Origin of the sequence: Methylobacterium sp. WL12, from assembly GCF_008039475.1 — a bacterium.
Classification (GTDB): Bacteria; Pseudomonadota; Alphaproteobacteria; order Rhizobiales; family Beijerinckiaceae; genus Methylobacterium; species Methylobacterium cerastii.
Genome location: NZ_VRUW01000014.1, coordinates 1 through 12,342, shown reverse-complemented (window position 1 = coordinate 12,342; position 12,342 = coordinate 1). Strand labels below are relative to the sequence as shown.

The following is a 12,342-nucleotide window of genomic DNA, read 5'->3' as shown; positions in this document are numbered from 1 at the left end:
CGTGCATCGTTTTGAGCGACCGCTGGGACCCGGACAGCCCGTCTCTTGGGCGGGCGTCCACAAGGGTGGCTTCGCGAGCCGCGAGGAGGCCGCCGGTCACGTCGAGGAGTTCGTCGCGACGTTCCCGATCCACGGCTTCAACGCCGAGGAGGGATACTGGTGGTGCCGGTCCGCCAACGATGTCGTCACGACGCTCCTGGCCGTCTGCAGCGACGACCAAGTCCTATTCACTGGGTGAACGTCGACCTCCGTAGTGCCGTCGATGCCTGCGCTCGGAGAACCGTCAGTTCAATCTTCCGGCGGCTATGCCGGCCCGGTCCATGACCTGGACCTGCCCGCGGCGGATCTCGACCAGACCGGTATCGGCCCATTCACCGAGCAGGCGGCTGACGACCTCGCGGACGCTGCCGACGTCGGACGCGAGTTGCTGGTGCGTCTTCCAGACGATGCCGTCCGCATCGGCCTCGACCAGCAGGCGTCGCGCAAGCCTCTGTTCCAGCGGTGCGAAGGCCACCTCCTCGACGAGGTCGAACACGGCGGTCAGGAGCTTGGTGTAGTCGTCGAGGACGAAGTCCCGAAACTCGTCGCTCTCCCGCATCAGCTGCCGGAAGGTGTCGGCCGGCAATGCGGCAAGCTCCGTCCGGGCCTCGGCGACGCTCTGCGCCGGGAAGCCGCCGCCCGACAGGAGGCACTGGGTGGTGAGGACGCAGGTCCCGCCTGCGCCGACCTTGTAAATGAGCATCTCCCGGCCGGTCTCGGACATCCGGAACACCCGGGTCCTCCCATCGATGCACATGAGGTAATTCGCACACGCACCCTGGAGTTCGTAGGCAATCGCACCGGACTCAAGCACGGGGAAATGCACGTTGCCGCGCGCGATCTGGAGATGGCTCGCACTGAAGTTCCGGACCAGTGGAAAGCGCTCGATCCAGCGTTCGATCTGATGGGCGGTCTGCATGGTCGTCCTCCCGAGGCCGGCGGTCGTTGGATGCCGCCATGCCCATGACCCAAGCGTTATAGATCCGGAATCTGCAGGTTTCGGTGACCTGGGTCACAGACGTTTGCGTCGGCGCTCCATACCACTGTGGTCACTGAACAAAAAACCGTCCGGCAAGTCCGTAAGGAAGCGCAGGCTTTCGATGGGCCAAGGCGGAAAATCGGGAGAAACCATGCGACGCCTCGTCCCCCTTCTGCTCGCCTCCGTGCTCCTGGCCGCCCCCGCCCATGCCGAGCAGGACCTGCTCCTGGGCGCCGACATGGGCTCGGCGGCGATGACCAAGGCCGAGATGACCCGGGCCGACGTCGAGGCGCTGATCGCCAAGGCCGACGGCAAGCCCATTGACCTTTCAGACAAGGCGCTCGCTGGCCTCGACCTGTCGGGCCTGAACCTGAAGGGCGCGAACCTGCGCACCGCCCGGCTGAACAAGGCCAACCTGCGAGGCGCCGACCTATCCGGCGCGAACCTGGAGCAAGCCTGGTTCATCAAGGCCGACCTCTCGGGCGCCAAGCTCGTCGGCGCCAAGATGTTCGGCATCACCGCTCGGGATGCGAACCTCAGCGGGGCCGACCTCAGCCGGTCGATGCCCATCGGCGACTTCAAGGGCGCGAAAATGGCCGGGGCGACGCTGGTCGACCTCAAGGGCGGCGCTGACATCAAGAACCAGTCCATGGGCCTGATGCGGGCCGTGTTCGTCTCGGTGAACCTCAAGGGCGCCAACCTGAAGGGGGCGAACCTCGGGCGCTCGCGCCTCGAATACGCCGACCTGACCGACGCCGACCTGACCGACGTGATCCTGATGGGTTCCGACCTGTCGGGGGCCAACCTCACCGGCGCGACCGTCGCCGGGGCCGACTTTAAGAACGTCGACGTCACCGCCGCCCGTCTCATCGATCTCAAGGGCCAGGACAGCGCCAAGGACTGGTCGGCCCGCGTGAACGTCGACCGCGCCATCACCGAGGTTTCGAACTGAGCCCTCTTTCACCTCGACCGATCCACGAAGGAAAGACATCCATGACCACCCGCCGCATCCTGCTCGCCGCCTTCGCCGTCGCCCCCATGCTGTTCGGCACCGCCGCCGGCGCCGCCGAGAGCGCCTACACCCCCGGCGCGTTCGAGGCGGCCCAGAAGGCCGGCAAGCCGATCCTGGTGCACATCACCGCCCCGTGGTGCACCACCTGCGCCGCCCAGAAGCCGATCCTGTCGAAGCTGGAGGCCGACCCGAAGTTCAAGGACCTGCAGGTGTTCGACGTCGACTTCGACAGCCGCAAGGACGTGGTCAAGAAGTTCGGCGCGACGATGCAGAGCACGCTCATCACCTACAAGGGTGAGAAGGAGACCGGGCGCTCGGCCGGCGAGACCAAGCCCGAGGCGATATCCTCGCTCCTCGACAAAGCGATCTGAGGCCACGCCATGGTCACGAGCCTGGGCCTCGCCTTCCTCGCCGGCATCCTCTCGGTGCTGTCCCCCTGCGTGCTGCCGTTGCTGCCGCTGGTGCTCGGCGCGGCGGCGTCGGAGCACAGGCTCGGACCGGCGGCCCTCGCCGCCGGCCTGGCCCTGTCGTTCGTGATCATCGGCCTGTTCGTGGCGACGCTCGGCTTCGCTATCGGCCTCGACGCCGGCATCTTCCGGACCGGCGCGGCCATCATGCTGATCCTGATCGGGTTGGTTCTGATGGTCCCGGCGGCCCAGACGCGGCTGGCCGTGGCCGCCGGTCCGGTGAACAACTGGACCGAGAGCCGGTTCGGCGGCTTCTCGACCGCCGGCCTTCTCGGCCAGTTCGGCGTGGGGATGCTGCTCGGTGCGGTGTGGAGCCCCTGTGTCGGACCGACCCTCGGGGCGGCCTCGTTGCTCGCCTCGCAGGGCCGGGATCTCGGCATCGTCGCCCTGACCATGCTCCTGTTCGGCCTCGGTGCGGCCCTGCCGCTCCTCCTGCTCGGCACCCTGTCGCGCGAGGTGCTGATGCGATGGCGCGACCGCATGATGGGGCTGGGCAAGGGGCTGAAGGCGGCGTTGGGCCTGATCCTCGTCGCCACCGGCCTGATGATCGCCTCGGGCTACGACAAGGCCGCCGAGACCGCCTTGGTCAACGCCTCACCGGCTTGGCTCACCAACCTCACCACACGCCTCTGAGGCCGGGGACCGGTCCGGGTCCGTACGAGCTAATTAGATCGGTCGCCTACGAACGCCGGGGATGATTGCCACATCCCTGGCGTTGCCGCGCCTTCATGCGGCCCTGGCGGTGACCTTCTCGTATGTCCCCGTCGCGACCTGCTCTTCGAGCTGCGCCTTGAAGTCCGCGATGCCGAGGACCTGCACCGGATTGCCCGCGTGGTCGAGGAACTCGTAGAGCGCGTCCTCGATGTTGCGGTTGCTGAAGAACACGATGGCATCCTCGTCGCCGCCGCCCTCCAGGTGCGGTTCGCCGTTCGCGACGCCCGAGACATAGCTGCCTGTCGGGCGGGTCTCCTTGTGCGTCCCGTCCGGGCGATAGAACCGGAGCTCGCCCTGCATCACGAGCGTCACGTACGGGCTCTTATGCCGGTGCAGCATCACCTTCTGGTTCGCCGCGAACTTGAACACCACGTCGACGATGCGGTTCTCCTCGTCGACCTTGTAGACGAAGAACGCGATGTGCGGCAGCCAATCGAGCGTCCGCCAGGTGATGTTGCTCTCGTCGAACATGGGCGTCGGCATACCGTTTCCTTCCGTTCCCGCATCCGGCCGCTCTTGGGCGACGCAAGGCTTTCCGCCGCATCGGATGCTTCAGGACAAGGTCAACGTCGCCCACGATGAAACGATGCGAGGGGCACCGCGGACCTCGTCCGTGACGAAGCCCACCTTCCGGGACCCCGGAAAGTCTCGACCCGGGCGCGACGGGGTCACCCCGCGACCCCGCCATCCTCCGCCCTGCGCTTCCGGTAGCGGTCCCCGCCCTCGGTCACGAAGTAGCGATTGCGGTACATCCGCTCGTCGATCGCACCCCTGACCGTCTCGACGATCCAGACCTGCACGTGCTCGCCGGCCTCTTGGACAAGATCCGCGCCGATCCGCAGGGTGATGTCGCTCACGTGCAGCGCCTCTTGCTCTGGCAGGATCTCCCGCATGTCCTGGATGACCCGTCGCCAGAAACCCCGCGCCTTCACCGTCCGCACGTGCTCCTTCTGTCGTTCGAGAGAATTCGAGAGATCCGCGCGCTTGTTCAGAGCTTCGTCGGAGCCCTCAGAGCGGACATTGTTCGCAAGTCCTCAGCCAACGCTACCGATCGGGGGGCACTTACCGAGTTTCAATTCGCGACATGTTCGCAACGGACACCGAATCCTCCGCGTGCTACGCTGATCAGCATATCAGCTCGAAGGGAGCACGGGCATGCCAGAGACGTTCGGATCCTTTATTTTGGGGACACGAAAGGAAAAGGGAATAAGTCAAAAGGAACTGGCGGCGATGATATTGAGAGAAGAAGATGGCAAGCCAATCTCACCTCAATATCTCAATGATATAGAGAGAAACCGTCGCAATCCGACCTCGGACCATATAATTGAGCAATTTGCAAAAGCGCTCAATGTAAGATCCGAATATCTTTTCTATCTTGCCGGAACATTTCCTGAAGACATCCGCTCGGCCGGTGCCAAGCAGGACGATGTCGTTCAGTTATTCAACGCCTTCCGTAAGTCGACGAGGTAGCAATGGTTCAGTGGGTGCCCGATGCCACGAAACGGTTTCCTAGACGCCCCCATTTCGAACCCATGGAAATCGATCGCGAGAGTGAGGCGCTGACAGCGGCCTTTCTCCTCAAGCATCGCGGCAAGATCGCGTACCCGCTCGCGACCGAGGATCTTTGCCTCCTGATCGAGCAGCATGTCATGCATCTCGACGTCTATTCGGATCTCTCCGCGGATGGGACGGACGTCGAAGGCGTCACCCGCATCCACATCGGCAAGTCCCCGATCATCGAGATCACCGAAAGCCTGTCCACCGAGGATCGACGCGCAAACCGGTATCGGACGACTTTGGCACACGAGCTCGGCCACGTCCGCCTGCATGATAGGCTGTTTCAGTCCCATTTCTCGTCCGGCGACCTCCTTCCAGCCGCGGCCGAACTTCGGATCGTCTGCAAGCGCGACGGCATCCTCGATGCCCCCGTCACGGATTGGATGGAGTGGCAGGCCGGCTATGCCTCGGGCGCCTATCTCATGCCCCGCACCGCATTACGGGACCTCCTTCGTCCACGTCTCGATGCGATCGCTGCGCTTCCCCCGTTCCACGTCACGGATGCGGCGGCGACATCGCTGATGGACGTGGTGATGCGGACCTTCCAGGTCTCGCGCGATGCCGCCCGCGTTCGGTTGCTCCAGCTACGATACCTGACCGCTCGACCCGTGGAGCCGACGCTGTTCGGCTGATGCCCGCACGGTCTCCTTGACTCTCGGCGAAAGCAAAATATGCTGATTAGCGTATTAGCTGATTCGCAGGGATGTGGCATGATCGAGGATGACAAACCGCAGGGAGATGGACCGAGGCCGTACAGGGTCCTCAGCCTCGACGGCGGGGGCATGCGCGGCATTTATACCGCCGCGTTCCTCGATCGCCTGGTCACGCATTTCGCGCTTACGCGAAAAAAGGATGCCCTCGACCTCGGCGGGGGGTTCGATCTCATCACGGGAACGAGCACCGGCGCCATCGTCGCGTGCGCCCTGGCCATCGGAAAGCCGCTCAGCGACGTGATGGCCCTATACGAGAAGCACGGGGCGGCCATATTCCCGCACCGGATCAAGGGAACGGGCAGCGCGATCTACCGGGCCCTCAGGGGACGGACCTTCGTCCGCGCCGGGGACCGCGCCCTCAGGAATGCCCTTCATGATGTCCTGGGGGACGTCACCATGCTCGACGTCTTCGAGCGTCGCGGCATCTCGCTCTCGATCCCCAGCGTGCTGATGAAGACGCATCGCGCCTGGGTCTTCAAGAAGACGCCGAAAAGCGGCGTTCGCGACGACAAATACCCCCTGGCCGACGTCTGCCTCGCTTCGAGCGCCGCCCCGATCTATCGCTCCCTCGCGAGCATCGACGATCCGATGGCGACGCATGGACTGAAGCAGGTCTTCGCCGACGGCGGACTCTGGGCCAACAACCCGATCCTGGTCGGCCTACTCGACGCGCTCATGGTAGCCGAGCGGGACCAGCCGATCGAGATCTTCTCCCTTGGAACCTGCTCCAGGCCCGAGGGAGAGCACATAGACGGCGCGCATGCCCATCGATCCATCCTCGGATGGAAGCTTGGCGCGGACGTGGCCCCGTTGAGTATCTCCGCGCAGGAATTCGCCTACGACAATATGGCGAGGCTCCTCTCGAACGTACTCACAGACCTGGGCAGGCCGGTGCGCACGCTTCGCTTCCCGAAGAAGGACGTCCCCGCCGAGATGATGCCGTTCCTCGCCTTGGACGACACGCGGAAGGGAGCCATCGCACGGCTTGTTCAGCAGGCCTGCTCGGATGCGGACATCACGAAAAGCTCCTGCGACGATCCCCGCAACCCCGACGGTCAGATGGTCCGGTCGCTCATGATGGATTTGCCGACGATGCCGGTGGACGGCCTGACTTGGGAGAGCACGCGATGATGAACGCCAACGCAGAGGTCCGCGGCTTCCACAAGGAGCGGGTGCGGATGGACGACGACGGCCGTTCGGACATCCTGTCCAAGGCCAAGACCAATCGTAAGCGCCTCCGTCGCGGCCTGATCCGCGATGGCGAGCCGGCGCCGTTCGGTTCGCAAACCCAGGGCTCCTACGCCATGCGGACCATGATCCAGGATGGGGACGGGGACTTCGACATCGACGACGGAGCCTACTTCGATAAGGCGGCGCTCGTCGGCGATCGCGGTGCCGACAGATCCGCGCTGGACGTCCGCAAGATGGTCTGCGCGGCCCTGCAGGACGATTTCTTCAACGACAAGCCGGAGGTGCGGACGAACTGCGTCCGCGTCTACTACAGCGGCGGCTATCACGTGGACGTCCCTGTCTACCGTCGGACCCGCACGAAGGATCAATGGACCGGCGTCGTTACCGAAACCTTCGAACTTGCCGGCGCGGACTGGAAGCCGTCAGACGCGCTCAACGTCACAAAATGGTTCAAGCGGCGCAACAACGAAGCGTGCGGCGATTCCTCGACGAACGGCGATCGTGGGCAGTTCGTCAGGGTGGTGCGGTTGGTCAAGGCCTTTGCCCGCAGCCGGCCGCATTGGAAGGGAAAGATCGCCAGCGGCTTCGCGCTCTCACGCTTGGTGAGCGATCATTTCATTGAGCGTCCCAACCGGGACGACGAAGCCCTCAGGGACGTTCTCGTCGCCATTCGCGATCGGCTTGCCTGGAACAGCGCGGTCGACCATCCGACGCTGAACGAACGCATCGTCGAGGCCGGGGACGCCAAGACGGAGTTCCTGCGCAAGAAGATCACCGAGAAGCTCGCCCACCTCGGCATCCTCGACGATTCCGATTGTACCCATCAAGAGGCGATGAGAGCCTGGGATAGGTTCTTCCGTTCCGACTTCTTCGGTCTTCAACCCGATCCCGACGACGAGAAGGACCTCGACGGGAAAACCAGCGGGCCTGCGGTCATCAAATCCGGCGGGCATGGCTACGCGTGACGGTACATGTTCCCCCGGTCGTGACCGAGCCCCACGACGCCATCGATGCCTGGTTCCGGGGGTTGGGGCGTCACTATCTCGGTCGCGTGCGGCCCGACGACCCGATCCTCCGCGGCGACGCCGGCTCCGCGGGCTGGCGCCTCCGCACCCTCGGCCTTGAAATCGTTGTGGTGGTCGACCGCCACTTTCCATACTCGAAGCCGACGGTGCACCTGGCCGGCGAGACCGAGCGCATGCCGCACGTCGAACGCGACGGGAAGCTTTGCCTGCGCAACCCGGAAGTGCCATCCGATCCCGTCATGGCGGTGGCCTCGGCCCTGGGCGAAGCCCGGCAGCTGCTCCGTGACGTCGCGGCCGGTGGCGAGCGAGACGACTTCGAGGAAGATTTCGGTCTGTACTGGGCGCAGGATGCCGTCGCGGATCACGCGGCTGCGATCCTGCTGCCGCCCGGGCATGGCACCGCCTCCGCGTCATGGACCGGAAACGGGGTGACGACCTACGTCTTCGCATCGGGAGGCGAGGCGCGGAGGTGGTGGCGGCATCGGCACGGCGCAGACCCGGTCCATCTCCGTCGGACGGCTACCATAGAGCTGACGACCCTGCCTCGCCCCGATCGATACCCGACGAGCGGCGCGGAGCTCTGGAGCCTCGTCGAGCAGCGTTCCGACACGGGATGCGAGATGTTGGGCGAACTGCTCCTTCAGATGCCCAAGGCGCTTCCGCTCGTGCTGACCGGCGCGGCCCCGTCCGGCAGACGTCATGCGGTTGCCGTCATGCTGTCGCGCACCCCCGACCCGAAGCGACCGACGGTGCACCGCAAGGTCATGGAACGGGATTACCCTCGCGGTCAGGTTCCGGCTTCCGTTCTCTGCTCACGCTACGATCTGAGGCGTCTTAGGTGCCAAGCCCTCGATGCGGCCAATACCCGGCTGCCCTACGCGAAGCTCGATATCCTGACGGGTAAGCGCGTCGGCATTATCGGATGCGGGGCCCTCGGGTCGGGTGTCGCACGGCTCATCGCCAAGTCCGGCGTCGGCCATCTCGTCCTTGTCGATCCCGAAACGCTGGGTTGGGAAAACATCCGGCGCCATCAATTGGGGGCCGGTGACGTCCACCGCGCGAAGGCCTCAGCTCTCGCTCGGACGCTCGTTCGCGAGAATCCCGACATCGGCTCGATCAAGGCATTCGATACGACCCTGCAGGCCCTTCTGGCGTCCAATCCAACGGCCTTGGCGGACCTCGACCTCGTCATTGCCTGCACGGGTTCATGGGCGGCGAACGCCTTCCTCGATCATCACCTGTCGTCCCCGGGGAACGGTATTCCCGCGATGTACGGATGGATGGAAGCCCATGCGCTTGCGTCCCATGCGGCATTGCTCATGCCCGGCACCTCGTTCGCCGCCGGATACGACGCTGCGGGCAACGCCCGCATGGTCGCCTCCAAAAGCAAAAAACCTCCGCCGGTCGAATGCGGCGCGCTGACATCCCCGTTCGGCGCGATCGAGCTTGCCCAAGCCGAGGCACTCACCAGCCGCCTCGCACTGGATTTCCTCAGGGGCAGGCAGACCGAGAGCGCCTGGCGATCCTGGCTCGTCGATGCGTCGACCCTCGATGACGCCGAGGGCTCGTGGACGCTGATGTGGCTTGCGACGCGCGGGACCCCGGACCCGCTGGGCGGAATGGCAGCGGGCCCCTGGTGGCAGGCCTAATGAGCGCGCTAACCCTGCAGGCGGGCGACATCCGGGTACGCATTTCCGCCGAGGCCCTGGCTACGTTCGCCGGGCATCGCCAAAAGCGATGCTATCACCGGGAAGCTGGTGGCCAACTGTTCGGATCGATCCGTCCGTCGAACTGGACGATCCTCGAAGCGACCGGGCCACGTAAGAGCGATCAACGTGGCCTCTACGGCTTCTGGCCTGATCGGGCTTCCGAACAACGAGACATCCATTCCTTTCACGCCCGTGGCCTCGAATATCTCGGCGACTGGCACACCCATCCGGAGGACCGGCCAAGCCCTTCAAGCAAGGATTTGACGAGCATTGCATCCATCGTGCGTGAGTCGACTCATCACCTGCCGGGCTTCTTGCTATGTATTGTAGGACGCCTTCCCTTCCCGGATGGCCTGTGGCTGTCCCTACACTCGCGACGGGGCGAGGCGACCCGGGGCATTGTCACCGAGCCAGTCCCATCAGGTTCGGTGCTCGCAATGCACGCAGCCAGACAGGACGGAAATTCACGCCAGCCTTGATGCGCGCATGATTCAGAATGAGGTTCATGCGACGTTCCGCTGGCTCCCCCATGGATGTCATCGTCGACATCTGGGATTCACAAAAAGCAATCTTCGTCATTATTCATGGCCCCCAAGCAAAAATCGCAATGGGTTCGCCGCCGAGATCGCCTCCGCCCACGGCGGGGACCTCAATTCGTTCTGCCGCTGGGTCAAGGCGGCCGTCCCTGGGCCAAGCCGAGCCGGATGGCGAAGCCGGCCTACCCGGTCGGCGTGCGGGACTCCCACGTGCGGACCGATCTTCGCGCCGGGGATATCGCCTCGTGGGGTTGGGAGCGTCTCTGCGCCGTCGCCGCGTCCCTCGACCAGGGAGTTTACGTCGCGCTCGTGCCCCCCGGGATGCGGGCGATCGTCTCCTTCGAGCCGGCCTGACCGTACGTCAGCACGTCCTGACCCGACGTCGGCACTTGTGAGCACAGCGTCGTGCTAAGATGTGCTACGGCGTATTTTGTATTCACTTCCTCGTAAGTCGTTATAATCGCGGAGGAAAACACCGGTTTTCCTGAGGGCCTGATTTTTGGTTTCCTCGTTACCAGTTTTTGGGCCCCATCAGGGGCGTGACATGTCCTGGTTCTATGCGTCGCGGAGTGTGATCCTGGGGGTAGTCCAAGGAGGAACCCCATGCTCGACGCCGTCACCACCCCCCGCCGCACCCGTTCCAGGCAGCCGATCGCCGCCGTCCGCGAGGGCGCCCGCACTCGCAAGGCCCGCCAGCGCGCCCGCGAGGCCGAGGCCGGCCGGCCCGATGCCGGGGCGATCGACCGGGCGCTGGGCGATGCCCTGCGTGTCATGCTCAACTCAACCTCGGAGAGCCTGTCCCGACCGATCACCTTGCGCGCCCTGCTCGAAGAGACCCGCCGCCAGCTGCGTGCCCGGCAGCGCCGGCGCGTGAAAGCCGGCAAGGCCGGCATCACGTACGATCCGGCTCTCGTCGTCGAGGCGATGAAGGCCCGGCTGAAGATCCCCGCGTGACGACGTCACTTTGGGTTCCGCGTTACGATGTTCGACGACGCCGTTACAGTCCATAGGAGTAACGGGAGGAGCACTCGGGCCGAGTTTTAACGTTCGGCCAGGGATACCGTCTGAAATGGATCGCGGGATTCTTGACGGGGGACTCCGGCCAGGCACACCTTGGGGTCATCGAACGACCCCGAGGAGACGGCCCCGATGTCCCAGCACGCCACCCGCATCGCCGGCGATCTCTCCCTCGACGTCGCCCGCCACGGCGCCCTCCTCGGGACCGCCCTTCAGTACGGCCTCCACCAGCGTCGCCGTCACATCGAGGCCCACCGCCGCGCCGGTGTCGACGCCGTCACCGACCTCGCCGCCCGCCTGCAGGAAGCCCGCGCCTCCGAGGACGAGGCGTGGGCGGCGGCGTCGTCCCTCTCCAACGAGAACGCCCGTCTCCGCGAAACCCTCTCCGTCCACCAGGCCGCCCTCGCCGAGGCGCAGGATCGCATCGCCCGGCTGGAGCAGGCAGTCCTCACCGCCGCGGCTCACCTCGCACGCTGAGGGCGCCCCATAAGAAAGGCCCGCCGGAGCGATCCGGCGGGCCTTGTCGTGTCGGGAGGGCGCTGGGCCCGTCAGCGACCGAAGCGGGCGACCGGCTCGTCCTCGGGCTGGTCGTCGTTCACGCCGAGGGCGCGGAACGCGTCGGCGGCGCTGAGATCCGGCCGCGTGGGCAGGGATTTCAGGATGGCCATGGCCGCGTCGACACGCGTCTTGGCTGCTCGAAGGGCCGCGGGCGTTGGGACGGGCAGCACGCCCGGGATGCGCTGATCGTTGTTCGGCGCGGAGAGGTGCCGAGCGATGGCTTCCGGGGTGGCGACCGCGACTTTCAGGAGCTGGCCCTTGGGCAGGGTCCGGATCCACGTGGCGAGCTCCGCGTCGATGGGGGGCAGTCCCCGCGTCCTATGGCCGGTCCCATCCAGCGCCGCGTCGGCGTGGGCCTTGACGAGGAGCGGTGTCGTCAGCGGGGGAGCGGGGGACGGGACCTCGACGGCCTCGACGGGCGCGTAGCCGGCGGTGGTCTCGCGACGGTCGTCCCGGGCGACGGCGCCGCGGGCGACGGCGGCGGCGGTCACGGGCTCACGGGGGAGCAAGGCACCGAGCGTGGAGCCGACGGCGCTCGCGGTGGCATCCAGCACGCGGGCGGGGCCGCCGAGGCCGAGGCCGACGACGCGGCCGGTCGCCTCGACGCCGCGTCGGGCGCCACGGGCGACGGCGACGGCATCGCCCTTCAGCTCGCCGACGGCCTCGGCGCCGAGGCCGAGCATCGCCCGCACGAATGCACGGAGCGCCTCGTACATCGCGATGAGGAACGCCCAGAGGCGGGCGAGGCCGGCCTTCTTCTCGGCGGCGGTTTCGGTGGCGGTGGTGGTGTTCTGCTGGTCCATGGTCGTTCTCCTTGGGTGGGGC

The 12,342-nt window shown here is 65.7% G+C and carries 17 protein-coding genes; 13 read left to right on the top strand and 4 right to left on the bottom strand.

Annotation, left to right across the window (positions count from 1 at the left end; translation table 11 throughout):
- Position 1: 1 nt before the first annotated feature.
- Complete coding sequence (locus FV226_RS08155) at positions 2–238, top strand: hypothetical protein (protein WP_147762516.1); 237 nt, start codon at positions 2–4, stop codon at positions 236–238.
- A gap of 45 nt (positions 239–283) precedes the next feature.
- Here FV226_RS08155 and FV226_RS08150 read toward each other — a convergent pair whose 3' ends face one another.
- Positions 284–958 carry a Crp/Fnr family transcriptional regulator gene (locus FV226_RS08150; RefSeq protein ID WP_147762515.1) on the bottom strand — a complete coding sequence of 225 codons (675 nt, stop codon included), beginning with the start codon at positions 956–958 and terminating at the stop codon, positions 284–286.
- A gap of 211 nt (positions 959–1,169) precedes the next feature.
- Between FV226_RS08150 and FV226_RS08145 the strand changes: the two genes are divergently transcribed.
- The 3 genes from FV226_RS08145 to FV226_RS08135 are packed head-to-tail and all read left to right on the top strand — an operon-like array spanning position 1,170 to position 3,130.
- Positions 1,170–1,970, top strand: a complete 801-nt coding sequence (locus FV226_RS08145) for a pentapeptide repeat-containing protein (protein ID WP_147762514.1) — start codon at positions 1,170–1,172, stop codon at positions 1,968–1,970.
- Between the two features lie 41 nt (positions 1,971–2,011).
- On the top strand, positions 2,012–2,401 hold the full coding sequence (locus tag FV226_RS08140; protein ID WP_147762513.1) for a thioredoxin family protein: 390 nt from the start codon (positions 2,012–2,014) through the stop codon (positions 2,399–2,401).
- Between the two features lie 9 nt (positions 2,402–2,410).
- A complete protein-coding gene (locus FV226_RS08135; RefSeq protein ID WP_147762512.1) occupies positions 2,411–3,130 on the top strand; it encodes a cytochrome c biogenesis protein CcdA in 720 nt (239 codons plus the stop codon).
- A 93-nt stretch (positions 3,131–3,223) separates the two neighbouring features.
- Here FV226_RS08135 and FV226_RS08130 read toward each other — a convergent pair whose 3' ends face one another.
- Both FV226_RS08130 and FV226_RS08125 read right to left on the bottom strand, forming a co-directional pair.
- Positions 3,224–3,694: a regulator gene (locus FV226_RS08130; protein WP_147762511.1), complete on the bottom strand. Its 471-nt coding sequence runs from the start codon at positions 3,692–3,694 to the stop codon at positions 3,224–3,226.
- A 185-nt stretch (positions 3,695–3,879) separates the two neighbouring features.
- A complete protein-coding gene (locus FV226_RS08125; protein ID WP_147762510.1) occupies positions 3,880–4,152 on the bottom strand; it encodes a hypothetical protein in 273 nt (90 codons plus the stop codon).
- A gap of 214 nt (positions 4,153–4,366) precedes the next feature.
- Between FV226_RS08125 and FV226_RS08120 the strand changes: the two genes are divergently transcribed.
- The 9 genes from FV226_RS08120 to FV226_RS08080 all read left to right on the top strand — a co-directional run bounded on the left by FV226_RS08120 (position 4,367) and on the right by FV226_RS08080 (position 11,436).
- Entirely contained in the window at positions 4,367–4,681 is a 315-nt protein-coding gene (locus FV226_RS08120) for a helix-turn-helix transcriptional regulator (protein ID WP_147762509.1), read from the top strand.
- A 62-nt stretch (positions 4,682–4,743) separates the two neighbouring features.
- Positions 4,744–5,400, top strand: a complete 657-nt coding sequence (locus FV226_RS08115) for an ImmA/IrrE family metallo-endopeptidase (RefSeq protein ID WP_246691529.1) — start codon at positions 4,744–4,746, stop codon at positions 5,398–5,400.
- A 78-nt stretch (positions 5,401–5,478) separates the two neighbouring features.
- Positions 5,479–6,612, top strand: a complete 1,134-nt coding sequence (locus FV226_RS08110; protein WP_147762507.1) for a patatin-like phospholipase family protein — start codon at positions 5,479–5,481, stop codon at positions 6,610–6,612.
- Positions 6,609–7,637, top strand: a complete 1,029-nt coding sequence (locus FV226_RS08105; RefSeq protein ID WP_147762506.1) for a cyclic GMP-AMP synthase DncV-like nucleotidyltransferase — start codon at positions 6,609–6,611, stop codon at positions 7,635–7,637. Before FV226_RS08110 ends, FV226_RS08105 begins: the two co-directional genes overlap by 4 nt.
- A 20-nt stretch (positions 7,638–7,657) precedes the next feature.
- On the top strand, positions 7,658–9,346 hold the full coding sequence (locus FV226_RS08100; protein ID WP_147762505.1) for a ThiF family adenylyltransferase: 1,689 nt from the start codon (positions 7,658–7,660) through the stop codon (positions 9,344–9,346).
- The gene (locus FV226_RS08095; protein ID WP_147750316.1) at positions 9,346–9,885 is read left to right on the top strand and encodes a Mov34/MPN/PAD-1 family protein; all 540 of its coding nucleotides are present in this window, start codon (positions 9,346–9,348) and stop codon (positions 9,883–9,885) included. Before FV226_RS08100 ends, FV226_RS08095 begins: the two co-directional genes overlap by 1 nt.
- Positions 9,886–10,110: 225 nt before the next feature.
- Positions 10,111–10,296, top strand: coding sequence for a hypothetical protein (locus FV226_RS08090; RefSeq protein ID WP_147762504.1), 186 nt, complete (start codon positions 10,111–10,113; stop codon positions 10,294–10,296).
- Between the two features lie 249 nt (positions 10,297–10,545).
- Entirely contained in the window at positions 10,546–10,896 is a 351-nt protein-coding gene (locus tag FV226_RS08085) for a hypothetical protein (protein ID WP_147762503.1), read from the top strand.
- Positions 10,897–11,091: 195 nt separating this feature from the next.
- Complete coding sequence (locus FV226_RS08080) at positions 11,092–11,436, top strand: hypothetical protein (protein WP_147762502.1); 345 nt, start codon at positions 11,092–11,094, stop codon at positions 11,434–11,436.
- A 71-nt stretch (positions 11,437–11,507) separates the two neighbouring features.
- On the opposite strand, the gene FV226_RS08075 is transcribed toward FV226_RS08080, so the two are convergent.
- The gene (locus tag FV226_RS08075; protein WP_147762501.1) at positions 11,508–12,320 is read right to left on the bottom strand and encodes a hypothetical protein; all 813 of its coding nucleotides are present in this window, start codon (positions 12,318–12,320) and stop codon (positions 11,508–11,510) included.
- Positions 12,321–12,342: the final 22 nt, after the last annotated feature.